Source organism: Leucobacter aridicollis (assembly GCF_024399335.1).
GTDB classification, from domain to species: domain Bacteria; phylum Actinomycetota; class Actinomycetes; order Actinomycetales; family Microbacteriaceae; genus Leucobacter; species Leucobacter aridicollis_A.
The window spans coordinates 2,538,658-2,560,153 of the sequence record NZ_CP075339.1 but is presented as its reverse complement, the minus strand read 5'-3'; the positions used below and the strand labels follow the sequence as shown (position 1 = coordinate 2,560,153).

19 protein-coding genes are annotated in these 21,496 nt (G+C 64.7%); 9 read left to right on the top strand and 10 right to left on the bottom strand.

Features of this window, described 5'->3' with window-relative positions; genetic code table 11:
• The first annotated feature begins 11 nt into the window (after positions 1–11).
• On the top strand, positions 12–380 hold the full coding sequence (locus tag KI794_RS11540; protein WP_119284639.1) for a DUF485 domain-containing protein: 369 nt from the start codon (positions 12–14) through the stop codon (positions 378–380).
• Positions 377–2,020, top strand: coding sequence for a solute symporter family protein (locus KI794_RS11535; protein WP_119284638.1), 1,644 nt, complete (start codon positions 377–379; stop codon positions 2,018–2,020). Before KI794_RS11540 ends, KI794_RS11535 begins: the two co-directional genes overlap by 4 nt.
• A gap of 120 nt (positions 2,021–2,140) precedes the next feature.
• On the opposite strand, the gene KI794_RS11530 is transcribed toward KI794_RS11535, so the two are convergent.
• From KI794_RS11530 to KI794_RS11515, 4 genes are all read right to left on the bottom strand, one after another.
• Positions 2,141–3,778 (bottom strand): OPT/YSL family transporter, encoded by a 1,638-nt coding sequence (locus tag KI794_RS11530; RefSeq protein WP_119284637.1) that lies wholly within the window; start codon positions 3,776–3,778, stop codon positions 2,141–2,143.
• Positions 3,779–3,847: 69 nt separating this feature from the next.
• Positions 3,848–4,792: a DUF1177 domain-containing protein gene (locus KI794_RS11525; RefSeq protein ID WP_119284636.1), complete on the bottom strand. Its 945-nt coding sequence runs from the start codon at positions 4,790–4,792 to the stop codon at positions 3,848–3,850.
• Positions 4,792–5,520 (bottom strand): dipeptidase PepE, encoded by a 729-nt coding sequence (gene pepE, locus KI794_RS11520; RefSeq protein ID WP_119284635.1) that lies wholly within the window; start codon positions 5,518–5,520, stop codon positions 4,792–4,794. The genes KI794_RS11525 and pepE overlap by 1 nt, the downstream gene beginning before the upstream one ends.
• On the bottom strand, positions 5,517–6,722 hold the full coding sequence (locus KI794_RS11515; protein WP_119284634.1) for an aminotransferase class V-fold PLP-dependent enzyme: 1,206 nt from the start codon (positions 6,720–6,722) through the stop codon (positions 5,517–5,519). The genes pepE and KI794_RS11515 overlap by 4 nt, the downstream gene beginning before the upstream one ends.
• 107 nt (positions 6,723–6,829) lie before the next feature.
• On the opposite strand from KI794_RS11515, the gene KI794_RS11510 reads away from it, so the two are divergent.
• The 6 genes from KI794_RS11510 to KI794_RS11485 all read left to right on the top strand — a co-directional run bounded on the left by KI794_RS11510 (position 6,830) and on the right by KI794_RS11485 (position 12,843).
• Complete coding sequence (locus tag KI794_RS11510; RefSeq protein WP_162921333.1) at positions 6,830–7,582, top strand: IclR family transcriptional regulator; 753 nt, start codon at positions 6,830–6,832, stop codon at positions 7,580–7,582.
• Positions 7,583–7,653: 71 nt separating this feature from the next.
• Positions 7,654–8,949, top strand: a complete 1,296-nt coding sequence (gene hisS / locus KI794_RS11505) for a histidine--tRNA ligase (protein WP_119284632.1) — start codon at positions 7,654–7,656, stop codon at positions 8,947–8,949.
• A 95-nt stretch (positions 8,950–9,044) separates the two neighbouring features.
• Positions 9,045–10,325, top strand: a complete 1,281-nt coding sequence (gene eno, locus KI794_RS11500) for a phosphopyruvate hydratase (protein WP_255808167.1) — start codon at positions 9,045–9,047, stop codon at positions 10,323–10,325.
• Between the two features lie 27 nt (positions 10,326–10,352).
• The gene (locus KI794_RS11495; protein WP_119284630.1) at positions 10,353–10,814 is read left to right on the top strand and encodes an FtsB family cell division protein; all 462 of its coding nucleotides are present in this window, start codon (positions 10,353–10,355) and stop codon (positions 10,812–10,814) included.
• The gene (locus KI794_RS11490; protein WP_119284629.1) at positions 10,811–11,293 is read left to right on the top strand and encodes a DUF501 domain-containing protein; all 483 of its coding nucleotides are present in this window, start codon (positions 10,811–10,813) and stop codon (positions 11,291–11,293) included. Before KI794_RS11495 ends, KI794_RS11490 begins: the two co-directional genes overlap by 4 nt.
• 209 nt (positions 11,294–11,502) lie before the next feature.
• Positions 11,503–12,843, top strand: a complete 1,341-nt coding sequence (locus KI794_RS11485) for an NAD(P)/FAD-dependent oxidoreductase (protein WP_119284628.1) — start codon at positions 11,503–11,505, stop codon at positions 12,841–12,843.
• 138 nt (positions 12,844–12,981) lie between these two features.
• Here KI794_RS11485 and KI794_RS11480 read toward each other — a convergent pair whose 3' ends face one another.
• Positions 12,982–14,451 (bottom strand): XRE family transcriptional regulator, encoded by a 1,470-nt coding sequence (locus KI794_RS11480; RefSeq protein ID WP_255808165.1) that lies wholly within the window; start codon positions 14,449–14,451, stop codon positions 12,982–12,984.
• A 121-nt stretch (positions 14,452–14,572) separates the two neighbouring features.
• Between KI794_RS11480 and KI794_RS11475 the strand changes: the two genes are divergently transcribed.
• Positions 14,573–16,408 carry a phosphoenolpyruvate carboxykinase (GTP) gene (locus KI794_RS11475; RefSeq protein ID WP_119284626.1) on the top strand — a complete coding sequence of 612 codons (1,836 nt, stop codon included), beginning with the start codon at positions 14,573–14,575 and terminating at the stop codon, positions 16,406–16,408.
• A gap of 102 nt (positions 16,409–16,510) precedes the next feature.
• On the opposite strand, the gene KI794_RS11470 is transcribed toward KI794_RS11475, so the two are convergent.
• From KI794_RS11470 to KI794_RS11450, 5 genes are read right to left on the bottom strand one after another with little or no spacing between them, the layout of a single operon-like run.
• The gene (locus KI794_RS11470; RefSeq protein ID WP_119284625.1) at positions 16,511–17,419 is read right to left on the bottom strand and encodes an alpha/beta fold hydrolase; all 909 of its coding nucleotides are present in this window, start codon (positions 17,417–17,419) and stop codon (positions 16,511–16,513) included.
• Positions 17,416–18,183, bottom strand: a complete 768-nt coding sequence (locus KI794_RS11465; RefSeq protein ID WP_119284624.1) for a 3-hydroxybutyrate dehydrogenase — start codon at positions 18,181–18,183, stop codon at positions 17,416–17,418. The genes KI794_RS11470 and KI794_RS11465 overlap by 4 nt, the downstream gene beginning before the upstream one ends.
• Positions 18,180–18,890: a TetR/AcrR family transcriptional regulator gene (locus KI794_RS11460; protein WP_255808164.1), complete on the bottom strand. Its 711-nt coding sequence runs from the start codon at positions 18,888–18,890 to the stop codon at positions 18,180–18,182. Before KI794_RS11460 ends, KI794_RS11465 begins: the two co-directional genes overlap by 4 nt.
• Entirely contained in the window at positions 18,887–20,434 is a 1,548-nt protein-coding gene (locus KI794_RS11455) for a class I adenylate-forming enzyme family protein (RefSeq protein ID WP_255808163.1), read from the bottom strand. Before KI794_RS11455 ends, KI794_RS11460 begins: the two co-directional genes overlap by 4 nt.
• Positions 20,431–21,486, bottom strand: coding sequence for a branched-chain amino acid ABC transporter permease (locus tag KI794_RS11450; protein ID WP_255809764.1), 1,056 nt, complete (start codon positions 21,484–21,486; stop codon positions 20,431–20,433). The genes KI794_RS11455 and KI794_RS11450 overlap by 4 nt, the downstream gene beginning before the upstream one ends.
• Between the last annotated feature and the right edge of the window lie 10 nt (positions 21,487–21,496).

Genomic DNA, 21,496 nt, shown 5'->3' with positions numbered 1-21,496 from the left:
AGGAGGCCCAAATGTCCGAAGATATCCCCGCACAGGCGGAGACACACGCTCCTCCGATTGATTACGAAAAGTTTCAAGCTAGCCCAGAATTTCAGGAGTTGAAGCGCAGGCTGCGAAGCTTTATCTTCCCGCTCACAGCGGCGTTCCTCGCGTGGTTCCTGCTGTACGTGATGCTCGGCGCGTTCGCCCATGACTTCATGGCGCAGCCGTTCCTCGGCTTGAACGTCGCCATCTGGCTGGGGCTACTGCAATTCGTTTCAACATTTGCGATCACCACCGCATACGTGATGTTCGCGAACAGGCGCATCGACCCGCGCACCGAAGCGCTCCGCGCCGAACTCGAAGATCTCGCCCGTGATGCCGAAGGAGCCGCACAATGAACGGACTCGCCACAGTAGGGCCGGTCGCGGCCCAACTCTTCAAGTTTGAAACCTCGGCAGCTCAGAACCCGATCCTCAACATCTCGATCTTCGGCGCCTTCGTCGCGGTGACGATGGTGATCGTGATTCGGGCGAGCCGTAACACGAAAACCGCAGCAGACTTCTACGCAGGCGGCCGCTCATTCACTGGGCGTCAGAACGGGCTCGCGATCGCTGGCGACTACCTTTCGGCGGCGTCGTTTCTCGGCATCTGTGGTGCGATCGCGATCAACGGGTACGACGGGTTTCTCTACTCGATCGGCTTCCTTGTTGCGTGGCTCGTCGCACTACTACTCGTCGCCGAACTCATGCGCAACACGGCGAAGTTCACGATGGCCGACGTCCTGTCGTTCAGGCTGAAGCAGCGCCCGGTACGTATGGCGGCAGCCCTCACGACACTTGCAGTGACGTTCTTCTATCTGCTCGCGCAGATGGCGGGTGCCGGCGGCCTCGTGTCGCTGCTACTCGGCATCGACGACAAGATCGGCCAGTCAGTCGTTGTCGCAGTCGTCGGCATCGTGATGATCCTGTACGTGCTCATCGGCGGCATGAAGGGCACTACCTGGGTGCAGATCATCAAAGCCGCGCTCCTGATCCTCGGCGCAGGTGCCATGACGATCTGGGTGCTCGCGCTCAAGGGATTCAACTTCGGTGCGGTACTCGAAGCCGCCGTGAACAACCCCGAGAACACGAACGGCGACGCGATCCTCGCCCCGGGAATCCAGTACGGCGCGATGCCGCTCGACTTCGTGTCGCTCGCACTCGCGCTCGTCCTCGGAACGGCGGGCCTGCCGCACGTGCTCATGCGGTTCTACACGGTGCCGACGGCGCGTGAGGCGCGCCGATCGGTCGTGTGGGCGATCTGGCTCATCGGCATCTTCTACCTGTTCACTCTCGTGCTCGGCTACGGCGCTGCAGCATTCGTTGGCCCGGAGACGATCAAGTCTGCGCCCGGCGGCGTCAACTCGGCGGCCCCACTGCTTGCCGCAGAACTCGGCGGCCCGCTGCTGCTCGGATTCATCTCGGCAGTCGCATTCGCGACGATTCTCGCTGTCGTCGCTGGCCTCACCATCACCGCATCGGCATCGTTCGCGCACGACATTTACTCGAGCGTGATCAAGAAGGGAAACGTCACCGCGAAACAGGAAGTAAAGGTTGCACGGATCACGACCCTCGTGATCGGCGTCGTCGCCATTGCGGGAGGCATCGGGGTGCAGGGCCAGAACGTCGCGTTCCTCGTGGCGCTCGCGTTCGCAGTTGCCGCGTCGGCAAACCTCCCAACGATCCTGTTCTCGTTGTTCTGGAAGCGGTTCACAACCCGTGGCGCGGTCTGGTCGATGATTGGCGGGCTTGTCACGGCGATCGGCCTGATCATCCTGTCACCAGTGATGTCGGGGTCGCCGACGTCGATGCTCGGCGAGAACATTGATTTCGCGATCTTCCCGCTCGCGAACCCAGGAATCGTGTCGATCCCTGTCGGTTTCTTCCTCGCATGGCTTGGCACTGTCACCGACAAGACTGCCGAGTCGAAGAAGCTCGCCGCTGAGATGGAGGTGCGTGCACTTACAGGCTACGGCGCAGAGCCGCCAGTGAATCACTAGGCTCTGCGGTCACCGACAGTTCACTCGCGGTCACATGTGCAGCCGGTGGCCGGCCGCAGAAAAGAGGGGCCCCGACACAGTGTGTCGGGGCCCCTCCTCGCTGCATGATCCGAACGGGTGCTAGAACTTGATGACCTTGCCCACGTTCATGATCGAATCGGCGGCGATAACACCGGCACCCACGAGGGAGAGCTCCTGCTCGCCCTTTTCGCCTCGGTACTTCGTCCACACGATTCGGGTGACGAGCGCAACGAGTACGAGCCAGCCTGCGTTCGGGGTCGCAACGAGGAGGCCAGTCGCGAAGAGCACGCCCATCTGCCGCTTCGAACCGCCAAAGAACTGAATGAGGGCTCCAGGAATCGCCCATAACGCCATCGTGACCATGATCTTCGGATCAGTGAGGCCAGCCATGATTGTGTCGGCGAAGACCTGTGACGACGGGGGCAGCTTGCCCTCGGAGAACAGTCCCTCCCACGACACTGCGACGACGCCGATGGCAACGGCAATCGCGACGATGGAGGCCTTGAGCTGTTCCCGACGGCCCGCGAGCTCCGAGGCTTTCCACGGCTTCAGCTCGCGACGCAAGATCCAGCCGGTCTTGTAGTCGTAACCCATGTCAGCAAATGCCGGGCCGGTGGCCGAGCAATAGGCGACGAGCATCACGAGGGGCACGGTTGGAAGCCCGAGGACGAGACCGAAAATCAGGAAGATGAGCGTGACTGCGAACGCCGGGAACCAGCCTGCATGCATTGCAGCGAGGCCCACTATGAGCTCGTGAACAATTGCCGCGATGCCAGCGAAGAGCACGAACCCGATGAGGCCCCAGATGGTGAGGTCGTTCATCGCGCCGCCGATGAGTGCGATGAGCAGGGCACCGAGCACGAAGAGCACGTAGCCGAGCCCGAGCGACCGGCCGAGCTTCGTGCCGTCGATTGTGTACTGCAGCGTCTCATCCTCAGCAACCGCCTGGATGCGTGCGGTCTCGGTAAGCTTTGCCCTCTTCGTACGCGACCCGACGATGAGCCACACGACCTGCAGCAGCGCGACGACGCCCGCTCCGATCATGACGCCGTGGGCGACGTACATCTCGCCGAGGTTTACGTTCCAGAGCGCCGGAGCGTACTGCGAGAGCAGGAGGCCGATGCCGAACATCAGGAGTGCCCAGAAATTCCCAATGAGCGCGACTCCCGCGGCTGCCATCGGGAGCGAGAAGAGTGAGCCAACGACGCCAACGGCAGCGCCGCCAACGAGCACGAGTGCACGCTTGCCGCCCTCGGCGCCAGCCTTGATTGTCTCGGCGGCCGCAACTCCCGGAGGCCACGGCGCCGACGCCGGCATGAACCGCGAGCCGAACGCACGGTACAGGATAAAGACGTCGATCAGGATCCCGAGCGCGCAGCCGATGAGCATGGGCCACACGAGCTCCGGCATCCCGAGCGCGTAGGGGATCGCGATGGGCGCGAGCAGTCCGTTCGCGGCCGCAAAGGTTGCACTGGAGATCGCCGATTGCACGATGTTTTGCCGGTGTGGGTCTCGGAACTTGCTCAGCCCAAGGAACGAGAAGCGGCCGATGAGCATCGCGATGACTGCGCCAATAACACTCGTGTTCGCCGAGATGCCGAGGGTAGTGATGAGGTGGACGCCGATGACGGCGCCGAGCAAGCTGAGGAGCGCCGAGACGAGGAGAGTGCCGAGCTCGAATGCTCTGGGATGCGCCGCGGCAACGTCGCCGAGCTGCGCACCTGTGCGTGATTTCATGATCTGTCTTTTCTCATTAGGGGGATTCTCCCATCGCGCGTCAGGTGCGGCGCGCGATGGGAGGCAGGGTTACTGCTGGAAGGAGGCAAGTTCGCCGTACTGGGCAGTGAGTGCGGCATGCTCCTCGCTGTCGTAGAACGCGATCTCACCGCGGGTATAGCTCTTCGCGACTTCGACGGCGAACCTCGTCGCGTCGAGCAACGCTCCCTCGTAGCTCGCGCCTGTTGAGGATCCCGGGACTACAGCGCGCGCGGTGAGCGCGACGCCGACGACGGGGGCAGCTGTCGCGATCGTCGGCTGCATGATCGAGTTGAAGTGACGGTACCCGTTGCCGTACGGCGTGATGTCTTGCTGCGCAAGCGGGAACGTGCGGGCCGGCTCGCCGGTCGCGTACTCGAGCACTGTGATGAGGTCGGGGGAGACGGGAAGGAGGTAGCCCGCCTTAGCGGTCGGCGAGATGGCCACGCCGCGGTGGTTAATGAGCCTGTTGCCCTTTGACGTGTCGAACGAGAGGATCGCGTCCATCCGGTCGTCAACCTCGAATTCGTTCATCCGCTCGGATGAGACCGGTGTGCCCATGAAGTCGACGGGTTCGCGCGGAGTGATACTCACGTGCGTCGCGATGTGCGTTGTCACGATGATGTCGCCCCGCAGCGTCGCCCCTGCCGCCACGAGACGGAGCAACCTGAGGGCCGCCGCGATCGCGACGATCGAGCCGTCGGCGTCTGAGACGTAGCCGATACGCTCGGGCTGGGCCTGCTGGGCGCCGAGCCTGCCAATAAGGCCCAGAGTCGGGGCCTGGCCGCCCGCGATCTTGCCCTGCTCCCCGGGAATGACCACCCTCACGAAGTCGCACAGTTGGCTCGTGTCTTCCGGTGCCTCGTACGGCACGCTCGTGACGGTGATCTCGCATCCTGGCGCACCAGCGCTGCGGAGGAGATCGACGATCCGCTCGCCCGAGAGTCGGGGATCGTCCATCTGGTCAGAGACCTCAAGGATTTCGCGAAGTGACATTACGCCACCGGGCCCGAGATCTCGGCGAGCTCGAACGACGAGCCCGCGGCGATCGTGCGCGCCGGCGCATCCTGCGCAAACACGAGGGCGTCGCTGTCGCCGAGGATCGTGCCTGTCGAACCGGTGACGTGGAGCGCGCTGCCCTCGATGAGGCCGAGCACCTCCTCGCCCGGGTTGATCGCGGTGAACTCTGCGAGGCGCTCTTCGCGGCTCTCGCCGTTGTGGCCCGCGGGCTTGCCTGGAATGAAGTGTGGGTTGATCTGGAACGGCACGAGCCCGATCGCATTGAACGACGGCGGCTCCACAATCGGCATGTCGTTCGTCGTGCGGATCGACGGAGTCGCGACGTTGGTGCCTGCGCTCCAGCCGATGTAGCGCGCACCGTGCTGAGTGACGCGCTCGCGGATTTCAGACACGATTCCGGCACCATAGAGCCTGTTCAGTAGCGCGAAACTGTTGCCACCGCCGACTGCGATGACGTCGGCTTCGCGAACTGCATGCACGGGGTCGTCAAACCTGTGGATCGCGGTGAGCTCAGCGTCGACCGCGGCGAACGGGGGAGCGGCGAGATCCTCGTAGGCGTCGTACGAGAATGAGACGGCCGCGAACGGAACGAACAGGACCTTGCGGCTTGTCCCCTCAAGGATCGTGGTGAGCTGGCTCGCGGCGTGCTCGAGATAGCCGAGGCTGCCCATGCGGGAGCTGCTCATGAGAAGTGCGTTGGTCATGCGGTGATTCCTCTCTCGGATTCAATCGCCCTGGCGAGGGCGTCGATCTCTGCTGTCGTGTTGAAGTAGTGGAGCGACACGCGCGCCATCCGCTCGACGCCGTACGCGGCGAGGATCGGGGTTGCCATGAAGTGGCCGGCTTCGATGATGATGCCGCGCGCCTCGAGGGCGAGGGTGAGCTTTGTTGGGTCGGCGCCGTCTATGTTGAAAGGCAGGATCCCCAGGCGATCCTCATCTCGCTCAGGGCCATAGATCTGGGTGCCCGCGATCGCGCGAAGACGAGCCGCGGCGTACGCGGTGAGCTCGCGGACGCGGGCGTGGATACGCTCGATCCCGAGCCCCGTAGCGGTCTCAACTGCGGCGCCGAGCGCGAGGATCGCGGGGATGTTTGGCGAGCCTGCCTCGAACTTCCGTGCGGTGGCGGGGAACTGGACACTGCCCGTGTCGTCAAAGCTCGCGTTCCACCAGCCGGCGAGTGCGGGCGTCATACCCTCGATGTGGTGCTGTCTGACAACGAGCACCCCGGAGCCCTCGATCGCGCGGAGCCCCTTGCGGGTGCACGCCGAGATGAAGTCGCACGGCCAGATGTCGAGACCGACGGGCATCATGCCGAGCGCCTGCGCCGCGTTTACATGGGTGAGCACGCCGCGTGCTCTGGCGACCTCGCAGATCTCGCGGACCGGCTGGACCGCGCCCGTTACGTTTGACATCGCCGCGAACGTGATGAGTCTCGTGCGGTCAGTGATCGCCGCGCGCACGACCTCGGGGTCGAGAAGTCCGGTGATGCCTCCCTCGACTGTCACGATTTTTGCGCCGGTCTCCTGAGCGACCATGCGCCAGATGGCGATGTTTGAGAGCATCTCGGTGTCTGGGACGAGTATCTCGTCGCCCTTGTTCCAGCTCAGGCCGCGAGCGACGAGGCTGATTGACTCGGTTCCGTTGCGGGTGAATGCAACCTCATCAGGGGTCGCGCCAACGAAGCCCGCGACATCCGCACGGATCTCGTCGAGCTGACTGTAGACACGAGCGCGCAGACTCGGAAGGTAGGGGCCGGTCTTGGCGGTCTGCTCAAGGTAGTTGGTTGCGGCTTCCACCGCGCCGATCACCGGGGGAGCCGCTGCGGCCGTGTCAAAGTACATGTACTTGCCGTCGAGCTCCGTGCCCGCGCGGTTCGCATCCTGGTGCGCCTGCCAGTCCGTCATTGGAACGCCTCTTTCCTGTGTCGCGCCTCTCCCGGAGACGCTCACTTAGAATTCGCCATCAGAACGAGCCCGGCAAGGGTTATGCCGCTATGCGGGATAATCTGTGCATGGCTGAAACACTCGACAGCGTCGAACGGGCGCTCACCGCGCTACTCCTTTTCGACGCGGACAGGCGAGAGATCGGAGTCACCGAACTCGCCGGCCTGCTCGGCTGCTCGACGTCGAGCGCCCAGCGCACGATTCACACACTGACGAAGATGCAGTTCCTGCGCAGAGACGATCACCGCCGCGTCTACAGGCTTGGAACTGGCGTGCTGCATCTCTCGCGCGCCTGGCAGAGCACAGCCTCGCTTGCGAGCATCGCAAGGCCAGCAGTGACACTGCTCGCCGAAACGACAGGTCTCACAGCGACCTTCGCAATCGCGGATCACGCGCACATGCGCGCGGTCATCTCAGTAGATGGGCCAGAGGGGCCGCTGCGCGACTACCCGATGGCAGGCGAACTGTTCCCGGCTCACGTCGGCGCAATCTCGAAGGCATACTTCGCGCATCTCCCTCGCGCAAAACGTGACCATTACACAAGCCAACGACCACTCGCTCGCTACACCGCGGAAACGAGCATGAACCCCCAAGAGCTCGAGGGAGAGTTCGCTCGAATTCGGGGCCTCGGCTACTGCGTCACCCGCGGGGAGTATGACGAGCAGGTCTCGGCGCTCGCGATGCCGGTGAAGCTCGGCAATGACCCGCTCGGGTCAGTCTCGGTGTCGACGCGCGAGACCCTGCCGGCGACAGCAGTGCTTGTCGACCATGTCGCTCGGGCCGCGCGGTCCATCGGGCAGCTTCTCGCCAAACGCAACTAGCGTGTGTGCGCGCCAGCTTCCCGCGCCCCCGACGGTCCGGTGTTGCTCTCCGACATGGAAGAATGGGACCCATGGCTAACCCAGTGAACCCGCCGCGCGGCATGCGCGACTTTCTGCCAGCCGACAAAGCCCGCCGGGAGCACGCCCTCGGCATCATCCGCGGCGTCTACCGCTCGCACGGCTTTGACGAGATCGAGACACCCGTTGTCGAAGACCACGCGCGACTCCACTCGGGGCTTGGCGGCGACAACGAAAAGCTGAGTTTCTCGATCCTGAAACGTGGGATCAAGCCCGAGGCGCTCGCCGCAGCGGCCGAGGCGGGCGACCCAGAACAGCTCGCTGACCTCGGGCTGCGCTTCGACCTCACCGTGCCGCTCGCGCGCTTCTACGCCTCGCATAGAGCAGAGCTGCCGCCGGTGTTCAGATCGATCCAGATCGCCCCCGTGTGGCGTGCAGAGCGCCCACAGAAGGGGCGCTATCGCCAGTTCGTTCAGGCAGACATCGACATCATCGGAGAGTCGGGGGTGATTGCCGAGATTGAGCTCATCACTGCGACGTCGCAGGTGCTCGCGCAGCTCGGGCTCAAGGACTGTGTGATTCGCGTGAACGACAGACGGATCCTCTTCGGCCTGCTCGACCACTGCGGTTTCGCTCCTGAGGAGCAGGCTGGGGCGCTCATCACCGTCGACAAGCTCGACAAGATCGGCGTCGAAGGCGTCACCGCTGAGCTTGCTGAGACGAACGAAGCTGCGGCCGAGGCGATGCGCGGAATCCTCGCAGGCGTCGACGAGGCGCTCGCCGCGGGCATCCCTGTCACACGCGAGGCGATCGCGGCGGTGCTGCCTACTGGAGCCGCGGAGGACGGCGTTGCGAGCCTCGTCACTCTCGGTGAGGCGCTTGCAGGGGGACTCCCCGAAGGCGTCGAGATTCGTTTCGATCCGACCCTCGTGCGCGGCATGGGGTATTACACGGGCACAATCTTCGAGATCGCGCATCCTGGATCCGGGTCGTCGGTTGGCGGCGGTGGCCGCTACGACGGCATGATCGGTCGTTTCCTTGGACAGGACGTGCCGGCCGTCGGTTTCTCTATCGGGTTCGAACGCGTTGTCGACCTCATCGAGCTCGACGCGAACGCGGGGCCGGCAGCGGTCGCGCTCGTCGCAGACCAAGAAACACCGCTCGACGATCTCATGGTGCTCAAGCGCGCCCTCGTCGCCGACGGGTTGCGCGTGCGACTCGAGAAGCGCCAGAAGAACATGAAGACGCTGCTTGCACGACTCGAGGCCGAGGGCTTCACCCGATTCGCCAACGTGCGCCCGGGCGATCGCGACGCGGCGTCCCTGTCGTGGCGCGAACTCGGCGAGTAATGGCCTGATCTCCAGGGGTCGCGGGCCCCTCACCCTCTACACTGAGAAGAGGCGCGGAACACGCGTCTCATGACTTCCACCACAAGGAGCAGACTGTGGCATTTATCGACGCGGTGATCGCACGCGAGATTCTTGATTCGCGCGGAAACCCGACCGTTGAGGTCGAGATCGGCCTGACCGACGACTCGGTCGGGCGCGCGGCAGTGCCCTCGGGCGCCTCGACCGGCGCATTCGAAGCGTACGAACTGCGCGACGGTGACAAGGATCGTTACCTCGGCAAGGGCGTGCTGAAGGCAGTCGACGCTGTGTTTGACGAGCTTGCGCCCGCGATCGAGGGGTTCGCCGCAGACGATCAGCGCATCATTGACACTGTGCTGCGCGAGATCGACGGTACCGACAACAAGTCCCGGCTCGGAGCGAACTCGATCCTCGGCGTCAGCCTCGCCGTCGCGCACGCCGCTGCTGCGTCAGCTGAGCTGCCGCTCTACCGTTACCTCGGCGGCCCGACGGCATGCACGCTTCCAGTGCCGCTCATGAACATCATCAACGGCGGCGCGCACGCCGACACCGATGTCGACATCCAGGAGTTCATGGCGGTGCCGCTTGGCGCCGAGAGCTTCTCTGAGGGCCTCCGGTGGGGCGTCGAGGTGTACCACGCGCTCAAGTCGCTGCTCAACGAGAAGGGGCTCTCGACGGGTCTCGGCGATGAGGGCGGCTTCGCTCCGAACCTCGAGAACAACGCGGCTGCGCTCGACCTGATTGTCGAGGCGATCAAGCGTGCCGGCCTCGAGCCAGGCAAGGACGTTGCCGTGGCCCTCGACGTCGCTTCGTCGGAGTTCTACGAGAACGGTGTCTACAAGTTCGAAGGTAAGGATCGCACGGCCGCCGAGATGACCGACTACTACGCGGACCTGCTCGACAGGTACCCGCTCGTCTCGATTGAGGATCCCCTCGACGAGGCAGACTGGGACGGCTGGCAGGAACTCACCGACCGCGTCGGCGAGCGTGTCCAGCTTGTTGGTGACGACCTGTTCGTGACGAACCCCGAGCGCCTCGCCGACGGCATCGCCAAGGGTGTCGCGAACTCGCTGCTCGTCAAGGTCAACCAGATCGGCACGCTGACTGAGACGTTTGACGCAGTGCAGCTCGCGCAGCGTTCGGGCTACACGGCAGTCATGTCGCACCGTTCCGGCGAGACCGAAGACATCACGATTGCCGATCTCGCAGTCGCTACCGACTGCGGCCAGATCAAGACGGGCGCGCCCGCACGCTCGGACCGCGTCGCGAAGTACAACCAGCTTCTTCGCATCGAGGAAGAGCTCGGCGATGCGGCTCGCTACGCAGGCCGCGGCGCGTTCCCGCGTTTCCAGGCGTAATTTCTCGTCTAATCCGGGGAGCACACGGTGAAGAACTGGGGCGCAGACATTGCGGCGTGGGTCGCAAGTCTGCGCTTCAGCGTCTTCACCGTTGTCGTTGTTGTCTCGGTGATTGCCGGGGCGCTGATCCTCAGCCCAAATATTTCGACGTACGTGCAGCAGCAACGCGAGATCGCGCAGCTGCGAGAGAGCGTGCGGCAGCACCGCGAAGCCGTGGAAGCGATCGATGCCGAGCGCACACGCTGGAAGGATCCGTCGTACGTGCGGGCCCAAGCCCGTGACAGGCTGTCGTACGTGCTTCCAGGCGAGACGCAGCTCAGTATCATTTCCGATGTCGTGCTGCCCGTCGAGTCAGACGAAGAAACGAGCGCCGACCTCACGCAGGTCGAGCGGAACTGGGCGAAGGATCTTCTTGGCTCGGTTATCGCCTCGGGTACCGCGGTGCCCGACACCCCATCTGAAGAAGAAGTCGCAAGGAGTAGCAAGTGAGCCGGCCCCCATTCCCCGAACCGACAGCAGCAGACATCGCGGCGGTGAGTGAACAGCTTGGACGCGAGGCTCGTGGCGTTGTCGGTATCGCTGCCCGCGCCGCTGACGGGAGCCCGACCGTCGTGGCGACATCGCCGCGCCTGCCAGACGGCTCGCCGTTCCCAACCTTCTACTACCTGTCGCATCCCGAGGTCGTGGCCGCCGCGTCGCGGCTCGAGGCCGCCGGCATGATGGTTGAGTTCAACGAGATGCTCGCCGATGACGAAGAGTTGCGTGCCGCCTACGAGCGGGCTCACATGCAGTACATTGCGGATCGCGATGCGATTGGCGAGGTCCCGGAGCTTGCAGGGATCAGTGCTGGCGGAATGCCGACCCGGGTCAAGTGCCTGCACGCGCTGATCGGTCACTCGCTCGCAGCCGGGCCCGGGGTGAACCCGATTGGCGACTTGGCGCTTGAGCGTTCAGGCTGGAGCGCCTAGCCGCGCATTTGATGCGGAATTCTGGCCCAGGTAGCGAATAATCATCGGTTTGATTGCGCCGTCTCGCTGTTTGTGACGATCTGCAGCAAATTTGCAGGTAAAGTGGTTCGGGTTGGGTGAATCTTGCCCAGCTGGCTTCCCGCGCAAACAAGCGGGCGCACCTTGCAGCCTGCATTTTGTGCAAATTTGATCATCAAGGAGATCGCTTCGTGGCGAAGAAGATTCTGATCGTTGGCGGCGGCTACGCCGGCTTCTACACCGCATGGAAGCTCGAGAAGCTTCTTCGTGCTGGCGAAGCCGAGGTCACCATCGTTGACCCGCTTCCGTACATGGCATACCTGCCGTTCCTTCCCGAGGTTGCTGCCGGCTCGATCGAGCCCCGCCACGCGGTTGTGGCGCGTCGCCGTCACCTCAAGAAGACCGTGAACGTCGCGGGCAAGGTCACAGGCATCTCGCACGCTACTAAGACCGCAACGATCACGCCGAACACCGGCGAGGCGTACGACTTCGAGTACGACCAGATCGTCATCACCACCGGTTCGGTATCGCGCACGTTCCCGATTCCGGGCATCGCTGACCGCGCCATCGGCATGAAGACGATCGAAGAAGCAGTCGCGATCCGCGACCGCATGGTTGGTAACTTCGAGCGCGCCGCGTCGCTGCCGAAGGACTCGGCTGAGCGCGCCCGCCTGCTCACCGTCACCGTCGTCGGTGGTGGCTTCGCTGGCATCGAGTCGGTGGCCGAGCTGCGCTCGTTCGCGACCGCGCTGCTTCGCCGCTACCCTGAGATCACGTTCGACGAGACGAAGTTCCACCTCGTTGAGGCCATGGGCCGCATCATGCCCGAGGTCACCGAGGGCCTCGCTGACTGGGTGGTCAAGGACCAGACCCGTCGCGGCGTGAACATCCACCTCGACACGCAGCTTTCCTCTGCAGAGGGCGGCAACATCGAGCTGTCGACCGGCGAGAAGTACGAGTCAGACCTCATCGTCTGGACCGCTGGCGTTATGCCCCGTCCGTTCCTCCGCGGAACCGACCTCCCGATTGGTGCACGTGGCCACGTCGTCGGTACGCCGTCGCTGCGCGTCGCAACCGAAGAGGGCGAGATCGTCGAGGGCGCCTGGACCGCGGGCGACACCTCGCAGGTTCCCGACATTTCCTCGACCCCCGGCCCTGGCGGCTTCTGCGTTCCCAACGCACAGCACGCCGTGCGCCAGGGCCGTCTGCTCGCGAAGAACATCGTCGCGTCGCTGCGTGGCGAGGGCGTCGTCGAGTACAACCACAAGAACCAGGGCGCGGTTGCTGGCCTCGGCATGAACACCGGCGTGTTCCGCTCGGGCAACTTCACGCTCAAGGGCTACATTGCGTGGCTGGCGCACCGTTTCTACCACGGCCTTGCGATCCCCACATGGGAGCGTAAGTGGCGCGTGTTCGGCGGCTGGGTTGGGCACTTCTTCCTCGGTCGTGACATCGTCAACATCGAGGCTGTGACCGAGCCGCGTGCGATCTTCGAAGAGTTCGCGTCGCGCCCACGTCCCGCCGCGGACTAGCCTGAGACGCTACTGAGTAGCAAACTACGCGAAAGGCCACGAACCCCTCGGGGTTTGTGGCCTTTCACGTTGTAGGAGGCCGGAACTCCTCCGGCATTCACGTCCTGCGACGTCGCCGAGCGCGGCTGCGCGAGGCCCCTAGATCTCGGGTGCGTGCTTCGACAAGAACTCGTACATGGAAGTGTCATCGACGCCTGGGAACGTGCCGGTTGGCAGGGGCGTCAGCACGTGTTGGTGCATGCGCGCGCTCGGCCACGCTTTGCCCTCCCAGCGCTCTCGGAGCGTCGGGGAAGCTGTGCGGCAGCATGCGGTGTCGGGGCATGTTGAGCGCTTGCGCACCTGCGTGTCGCGGCCGCGGAACCAGCGGGCGTCGTCGAACTGGACGCCACAGGCGATTGCGAACGGACCCTGCTCTGCGTCGCCTGTCTGCACGCTTGTCCAGTAGGTGCCGTTCGGGGTGTCGGTGAACTGGTAGAACTCGCTCGTGCGGTTCTGGCGATGAAACGCGGTGCGCCCGCCCCACTTCGCACACAAAAGCTCGCCTTCAATTGCGCCGCCCTCGTCGGTGGGGAAGGGCTTGCCGTCGTTTTCGTACCCGCGTACGAGAGCGCCGGCGCCGTCGGTGCGGTAGTGATGCACCCGGAGGTCGAGGTGCCGCGTCGCAAGGTTGGTGAACCTGTGCGCTGCCGCCTCGTGCGTGACGCCGAACGCGTCGCGAAAGTCTTCGATTGCGAGGTTGCGGTTGCGTTTCGCTTGCTGCAGGTAGTCAACGGCGCGCGCCTCGGGGAGGAGGCAGGCTGCGGCAAAGTAGTTGATTTGGAGTCGCTGCTCGAGGAACTGCGCGTAGCTCTTGGGCTCGGAGTGCCCGAGCACGCGGTGTCCCATCGCTTGGAGAGCGAGCGAGCGCAGGCCGTGGCCGCCAGGGATCGACGTGGGCGGCAGATAGATGCGCCCGTTCTCGAGGTCGGTGATGCTCCGGGTGTTGGGGGGAAGGTCGTCGACGAAGATGAGGGTGAAGCCGAGCATCTCAGCAAGCATCGCGACGTCGCGGTGGGTGACGGCGCCGACAGTGTGTCCGATGCGGCGCATCAGGTCTGACGCGATGAGCTCGATGTCGGGCAGGTAATTGTCGCGCGCCTGCATTTGCAATCGAATCATGGTGTTCGCTCGCCGCGCCTCTTCTGAGGTTGTCTCTGCGGCGCGGGTTCTCCTGGCCAGCTCTCGATGGAGGCCGATGAGTGCCTCGAGGGTGTCGTCGCTCAGTGAGCGCGGGGTCCGGATCCGGGGGAGCCCGAGCTGCTCGTAGCCAAGCGTGCTTTGGGCTCGTTCGAGCTCGATCTCGAGCTCGCTGCGCTTGTCTGGCGCCTCCTCGCTGAGGAGTTCGCCAGGATCGATCGCGAGCTCGCGCGCGATTGCCTGGATGAGTGTGAGCTTTGGCTCTCGCTTGCCGTTTTCGACGAGTGAGAGCTGGCTGGGGACGACGCCGACGCGGCTGCCGAGTTGCTCGAGGGTGAGACCTGCCTGGTTGCGGTAGTGCCTGAGGCGCTTGCCGAGGACGAGGCGGTCGACTGTGGCTGCGCTCAACGAAGGAGTGAGTTGTGGGCTCATAAGTTGACTATATGTCAAAAAGCTGAAAATTTGACAGCCGTTTTGGTGAACGAGAGGTTACGGAGCCCACGAGAATAGAAATACAGCCCGGTTCGACGAAACCCCAAGGAGACTCGACGGTATGAGTAACGCTACTCTCGCTTCGATCACTGATCTCGTTCGCGAGACCGCCACGACCGACAACGCAGAGGTTCTGCAGTGGGTCACTGAGGTTGCGGAGCTCACGCAGCCTGACTCGATTCTCTGGTGCGACGGTTCGCAGGACGAATGGAACCGCATCACCAGCGAGATGGTTGAGGCGGGATCGCTGATTCCGCTCGACAAGAACCTCCGCCCGGGCAGCTTCCTCGCCCGTTCGCACCCCGCAGACGTCGCCCGCGTTGAAGACCGCACCTTCATCTGCTCGGAGAACGAGGCAGACGCAGGGCCCACGAACAACTGGGTTGCTCCCGACGCTATGCGCGCAGAGCTCATGCCCCTCTTTGCAGGCTCCATGCGCGGCCGCACGATGTACGTCGTGCCGTTCTCCATGGGCCCCGTTGGTGGCGCCATCACGCAGCTCGGTATCGAGATCACCGACTCGCCATACGCTGTGCTCAACATGCGCATCATGACCCGTATGGGCCAGCAGGCTCTCGACGGCATTACCCCCGGTAGCGAGTGGGTGCGCACGGTGCACTCGGTCGGCGCGCCCCTCGTGGACGGCGCTGAGGATTCAGCGTGGCCGTGCAACGATACGAAGTACATCACCCACTTCCCTGACACGCTCGAGGTCTGGTCGTACGGCTCAGGCTACGGCGGCAACGCGCTGCTCTCGAAGAAGTGCTTCGCGCTTCGCATTGCGAGCGTCATGGGCAAGAACGAGGGCTGGCTCGCCGAGCACATGCTCCTCTTGAAGCTGACGAACACCGAGACCGGCAAGGACTACCACCTCTCGGCTGCGTTCCCCTCCGCCTGCGGCAAGACCAACCTCGCGATGCTCCAGCCGACGATTCCCGGCTGGAAGGTCGAGACGATCGGTGACGACATCGCCTGGCTCCGCCCGGGTAAGGACGGCCGCCTGTACGCGATCAACCCCGAGGCTGGCTTCTTCGGTGTCGCTCCAGGCACCGGCGAGTCGACGAACCCCGTCGCAATGGAAACCCTCTGGGGAAACACGATCTTCACGAACGTTGCGCTCACCGACAACGGCGACGTGTGGTGGGAGGGCATGACCGATTCGGTCCCCGAACACCTCATCGACTGGCAGGGTAACGACTGGACACCCGAGTCCGGCCGCCCCGCAGCGCACCCGAACTCGCGCTTCACCGTGCCGATCCAGCAGACCCCGTCGCTCGCGCGTGACTGGTACGAGCAAGACGGCGTCCCGCTTGACGCGATCCTGTTCGGCGGCCGCCGCGCGACAAACGTGCCGCTCGTCGCGCAGTCGCGCTCGTGGAACCACGGCGTCTTTGTCGGTGCGACGATCTCGTCGGAGAAGACCGCCGCGCAGGAGGGCACCGTCGGTGAGCTCCGCCGCGACCCCTTCGCGATGCTTCCGTTCTGCGGCTACAACATGGCCGACTACTGGGGCCACTGGCTCGAGATGGGGGAACAGCTCGGCGAGAACGCGCCGAAGATGTTCCAGGTCAACTGGTTCCGCAAGGACGAAGACGGCAAGTTCATGTGGCCTGGCTTCGGCGACAACTCCCGTGTCATTGACTGGGTGATTCGCCGCGTTGAGGGCGAGCACACAGGCGTCGAGACCGCGGTTGGAACCATCCCCGCACCGGGCGAGCTGAACCTGACAGGTATCGAAGATGTCGAGAAGGATCTCGACAAGATCTTCGCGATCGACCCGACCTCATGGCTCGCAGAGGCAGACCTCACTGAGGAGTACTTCGCCCAGTTTGGTGATCGCCTTCCCGCTGAGCTGACTGCCGAGCTCAACGCACTGCGCGAGCGCCTCGGGAAGTAGCACCCCGCCCGTAGCAGGCCAACGCAACGCGAGAGGGCGGTGTGACAGGGATAGTTCCCGTCACACCGCCCTCTCGTCGTATGTGCCCGGCCATTCACGCGCTCAGCGCGCGGAGAGTTCGCCGTGCAGGATCGGGGCGAGCGCCCGCGCCCCCCGCTCGCTCATGACAACCGTGTAGTGGTTGAGGTCTTCGAGTTCGACGTGCCTCACGTTAGGTAGCGCGCTGAGCAGCGTAGCGAGGTGGGCAGGCGGGTAGAGCCCAGGTGGCTCGTCGAGGAGCCCACGTGGCACGGTGATGAGCTCGACAGGGCCAGAAAACGCAGGCAGTGCCGCGAGGGCGTCGGCGAGCGTCGAGCCCGTGTTCATGTCGACGGTGTCGTCGGTCGTCGTCGCGAGACTTGTCGCGGGTCGAAGCCCGTCGCCAGCCGGTACGAGGTCGTAGGCGAAATACGCCTCGAGTTCGCCGCTCCAGTCGCGTGCGAACGCCGGGTGCGCCCGCCAGAAGTCGAGGTATGCGGGAACATCGGCGAATCGCCGCGAGAGGCGGTCAGCCGTCGGCCCGAGGATCGCCTGGACGAGCGCCTCGGCGCTGACCCCTGCTGGAGTATCGAGCGGGAGACCGCCGTCGATGAGCACGAGGCGAGAGACCCGCTCGGGTGCGAGATGGGCAAGGGTGACCGCGACGAACGCCCCCATCGAATGCCCGAACACCGGTACCGAGCGCTCCCCGAAGTTGTCGAGCACGGCGACGAGGTCGGCTGCATGCGCGTGCATTCCCGCGGGCCCGTCGACGGTGTTGCTCGCTCCGCGCCCTCGCAGGTCGGGGGCGATGATCCTGACCCCTGGGAGCTCCCCAACGACAAATGGCCAGGCGAGATGAGACGCAGTGACGCCGTGAATGGCGAGCACTGTGGGCGCGCCTTCCGCGGGAGACACCGGATCCCAGACGCCGACCCTCAGCAGCCCACCGCTGACGGGAACGTCGACGGTGCGGTAGCTGTGCGACTTCATCGAGCGCTCCAGCCGCCATCCATGGTGTAGGAGGCCCCCGTCACCATGCCAGACATGTCTGAAGCGAGCCAGCCGGCGAGCGAGGCGACCTCCGCCGGTTCGACGAGCCGCTTCACGGAGCTCTCGGTGAGCATGATCCGCTCGACGACTTCGCTCTCGGGGATACCGTGCGCCTTCGCCTGATCGGCGATCTGCCGTTCAACGAGCGGAGTGCGCACATAGCCCGGATTGACGCAGTTGCTCGTCACGCCGTGCGGTCCGCCCTCGAGCGCGGTCACCTTCGACAGCCCCTCGAGGCCATGCTTGGCCGCGACGTACGCAGACTTGAACGCGCTCGCCCGCAGGCCGTGCACACTCGACAGATTGATGATGCGGCCCCACCCGCGACTGTACATTCCAGGAAGCGCGGCGCGGATGAGCAGGAAGGGCGCCTCGAGCATAAGCCGCTGGATGAGGCGAAAGGCCTCCGGGTCGAACTCCTCAATCGGGCTCACGCGTTGCACGCCAGCGTTATTCACGATGATGTCAACGTCGAGCTCGAGTTCGTCGAGCGCTCTAGTATCGGCGAGATCCACGACCCAGGACTCGGCCGAGCCGCCGGCCGCCACGATGCGCGCGACAGCGTTGTCTGCTGCGTCTGCCGTGATGTCGGCGATGGTGATGTGTGCGCCGCGCGCCGCGAACTCGTGTGCGCACGCGAGCCCGATGCCCGAGCCGCCTCCCGTGATGAGGGCGCTGCGGCCCGCGAGATCCTGATCTGTCATGACTGTGACCCTTCCTGTGTGTGTGACCCGCCAAGCGCGCCATTGATGAATTGCATCATGCTGTCGAGGACATGCGGTGCGATGCGATCTGGCGCCGTCCCGTCGGCGTCGCGCTCCCACAGGATGTAACGCATACCGATGAGCTCGCCAAGGCCCATGAGCGCCCACGCGGCAATCTCAGGGTCGAGAGTCGGATCGATGTCGCCCGCCGACTGCGCCGCTTGCAGGCCTGCCGTGTACCCCGCGACAATGCGCTCGTAGTGCAACCTCATCGTCTCCGGCGATACAAACTCGGCCTCCCTGACAACCCGATACAGTGCCGGGTGCTTCGCGGTAAACCTGAAGAACCCTTCGAACCCGCCGCGCTCAGCCTCGATGCGGTTCGCTGCGCCAGCCATCGACTCAGTCATTGACTGCCGAACGCGGTCGTTCAGGTCGATCACGAGCGCCTCGAAGATGCTCTGCTTACTGTCGAAGTACAGGTAGAACGTACCGAGAGCGACCCCAGCGCGCTCGGTGACCTTCACGATCGATGCCTCGTGATAGCCAAGCTCCGCGAACACGTCTTCCGCGGCCTCGAGGATGCGACGCCTGGTCGCGAGGCCGCGTTTCGTGAGCGGGCGACCGGTCGCTGGTGAGACTGGATCACCGGCGTCAACCGGGATATGGTCACCGGTGGGGGATGCTGATTCGGTGGGGGAGATCATGCGATGCCTGTCTTGTCGTGCGCGGCCAAGGCGGTGCGGGCTCTGTCCGCAAGCGCCCCGCGGGCGACCTTCTCGATTGTGGAACGGGGCAGCTCGTCGACGAACTCGACGTGAGCCGGGAGCTTAAACGGAGCGAGGACTGTGCGGGCATGGGCGAGCAGTTCGTCGCGCGACAGCGGCGAAGCTGTCACGACGAATGCGTAGCCTCGCTCGCCCCACACCGCATCAGCGACGCCAACAACGGCGGCGTCAATCACGAGCGGGTGGGCACAGAGCGCCGTCTCAACCTCGGCGGGTGCGACGTTCTCGCCGCCCGAAACGTAGATGTTCTTGACCCTGTCGACGACCCTGTGGATTCCGCCGGTGTCACGCGAGACAATGTCGCCGGTGCGCAGCCAGCTGCCTGCCATCGCACGCTCGGTTCCAGCGTCGTCGTCGAGGTAACCAGCGAACAAGCTCGGACCACGCACCCACAGTTCGCCGGTAGCGGCACCAGTGAGTGGTAACCCGCTCGCAGTATCGACGATGGCTGTCTCAACAGTGGGGTAGGGGCGCCCGACGGCTCCGGGGAACTTCGCAAGCTCGGCAGACTGCAACTGCAGCACGTTCGGGCCGGCCTCCGTGAGCCCGTACCCCTGGGTGAGGGGCAGTCCGAGCCTCGCGGCTTCGACGGCGAGCTCCTCGGGAATTGTGGAACCGCCAACGAGCACGCGCGAGAGCGACCCCAGATCGGCCCCGTCGATACCGGGCTGCGCAAACAGCATCTGATACTGGGTCGGCACCCCCATCATCGTCGTGACCTTCCGGTCGCGGATGAGCTGCAGGACGCGGCCTGGTTGAAAGGAGCGCTCGAGCACGACTGTCGCGCCGACCCACCATGCGAGCAACGGCTGCACGTTCCAGGCGGCGACATGATGCTGCGGCAGAATCGACAGCACAACGTCTGCAGAGCTCATTGGCATTGCGCGCGAGAGCGCGAGGTTCGTCCAGAAGCAAGACCGGTGAGTGAGCACGACACCCTTCGGCGCCGCCTCGCTGCCCGACGTGAAGACAACAAGCAGCGGGTCACTCGCCGAGGCGTCCCTACGCTCTCGCGGGCGAACCGCCGGCGGCGCCCACTGCTCGATCCCAGCCGGGCCCGGCTCCGCGCACGGGGGAGCGACGCCGCCCGACTCTCGAAGCACCGTGAGCGCCTGCTCGCCGAGCCCGGCGTACTCGTCTTCCACGAGGAGCAGGTCTGCACGAGAGCGTCCGATGAGCTCACCAAGCTCACCAGCGGTGAGACGCCACGAGAGCGGGATGAACGCGATGCCGAGGATCGCGCAGGCGAAGAACGCGACGACGTGGTCTGTCGAGTTTCCCGAGACAGTCGCGATACGCCCGCCCGCGCCGTACCCGGCCTCGCCGAGGCGGGATGCGAGCGCACGGGCGCGCTCGTTGAGTGCCCGGTACGAGGTGAGCACGCCGCGGTCGTCAATCGCGATATGTGACCCGTCGATCGCGGCGCGATCCGCCAGCCAACTGCCGATTGTGTAGTCGCTCATGCGCGGCTCTTCCGCGTGCGTTTCTTCCATGCTGTATCAAGCGTGCCAGCGATTCCGCCGGGAAGGAACATGACGACGAGAATGAACAGCGTACCGAGCAGGAAGAGCGGCTCAGAGAGCGGGATCCTGAGCACGTCAGGTAGTCCCTGGATCACCTCGGCCTTGGCAAGCACAGTGAGGCGCTGATCAAGGATCGTGTAGATGAAGCCGCCCGCGATTGCGCCCCACCGGTAGCCGACGCCACCGAGTACCACCATCACGAGCACTGTAATTGTGAGGTCAGCAGAGACCGCCCGCGGCACCGTCCCTGACTGGAGCAGCATGTAGCCGACGCCAGCGAGGCTCGCGAGGACCGCAGCGATGACGAAGATTGTGAGCTTCGCGGCGTACGGGCTGAGGCCAAGCACCTTCACCCGCTCGGGGTTCTCGCGAGACGCACGCGCCAGATGCCCGAGACGGCTGCGGTCGACCCAGAGCGCAACAAGGTAGACGAACACCAAGATCGCCAGGATCACCCAGTACAGGTTTCGCGTATTCACGACCCCGACGAGCCAGTCTGGCACCTGGGCTGTCGCGAGGCTGAGCCCCTCCTCCCCGCCAGTCACCTGAGCGTTGCGGCGAACGAGCACTGATCCTGCCTGCGCGAATGCGAGCGTCACCATCGCGAACGGGATACCCGAAACGCGGTTCGCGACCGAGCCGGTGATGAGTGCGATGACGAGGCCGCCGATGAGCGCGAGGAGGACTGCCGGTACGAGCGGCAGCTCGAACTGCGCGAGTGCAATCCCGAGGAGATACGCGCCGCCGCCGAATGACAGCGCGTGCCCAAACGACAGCATGCCAGCGGTACCGAGCAGCATGTTGTACGAGAGCGCGAGCGCGGCGAACACCATGCACAGAGACAGCAGCGCGAGACTGCCAGGCATGTACGTCGGCGTCGGCAGGATCCCAGGAATCTGGAGGTTGAGGAGCGGGAGCGCAGCCGCGACCGCGACGAGCGCCACGGAGGCGGCGACGGGAAGGATCGGCCGGCGAGACGCGCCAGTTTGCATCGACTGTTCC

Excerpts from the sequence above, each read along its gene's own strand:
- KI794_RS11540 (WP_119284639.1), top strand. The coding sequence starts at position 12 with ATGTCCGAAGATATCCCCGCACAGGCGGAGACACACGCTCCTCCGATT.
- KI794_RS11535 (WP_119284638.1), top strand. The coding sequence starts at position 377 with ATGAACGGACTCGCCACAGTAGGGCCGGTCGCGGCCCAACTCTTCAAG.
- KI794_RS11530 (WP_119284637.1), bottom strand. The coding sequence starts at position 3,778 with ATGAAATCACGCACAGGTGCGCAGCTCGGCGACGTTGCCGCGGCGCAT.
- KI794_RS11525 (WP_119284636.1), bottom strand. The coding sequence starts at position 4,792 with ATGTCACTTCGCGAAATCCTTGAGGTCTCTGACCAGATGGACGATCCC.
- pepE (WP_119284635.1), bottom strand. The coding sequence starts at position 5,520 with ATGACCAACGCACTTCTCATGAGCAGCTCCCGCATGGGCAGCCTCGGC.
- KI794_RS11515 (WP_119284634.1), bottom strand. The coding sequence starts at position 6,722 with ATGACGGACTGGCAGGCGCACCAGGATGCGAACCGCGCGGGCACGGAG.
- KI794_RS11510 (WP_162921333.1), top strand. The coding sequence starts at position 6,830 with ATGGCTGAAACACTCGACAGCGTCGAACGGGCGCTCACCGCGCTACTC.
- hisS (WP_119284632.1), top strand. The coding sequence starts at position 7,654 with ATGGCTAACCCAGTGAACCCGCCGCGCGGCATGCGCGACTTTCTGCCA.
- KI794_RS11480 (WP_255808165.1), bottom strand. The coding sequence starts at position 14,451 with ATGAGCCCACAACTCACTCCTTCGTTGAGCGCAGCCACAGTCGACCGC.
- KI794_RS11475 (WP_119284626.1), top strand. The coding sequence starts at position 14,573 with ATGAGTAACGCTACTCTCGCTTCGATCACTGATCTCGTTCGCGAGACC.
- KI794_RS11470 (WP_119284625.1), bottom strand. The coding sequence starts at position 17,419 with ATGAAGTCGCACAGCTACCGCACCGTCGACGTTCCCGTCAGCGGTGGG.
- KI794_RS11465 (WP_119284624.1), bottom strand. The coding sequence starts at position 18,183 with ATGACAGATCAGGATCTCGCGGGCCGCAGCGCCCTCATCACGGGAGGC.
- KI794_RS11460 (WP_255808164.1), bottom strand. The coding sequence starts at position 18,890 with ATGATCTCCCCCACCGAATCAGCATCCCCCACCGGTGACCATATCCCG.
- KI794_RS11455 (WP_255808163.1), bottom strand. The coding sequence starts at position 20,434 with ATGAGCGACTACACAATCGGCAGTTGGCTGGCGGATCGCGCCGCGATC.
- KI794_RS11450 (WP_255809764.1), bottom strand. The coding sequence starts at position 21,486 with ATGCAAACTGGCGCGTCTCGCCGGCCGATCCTTCCCGTCGCCGCCTCC.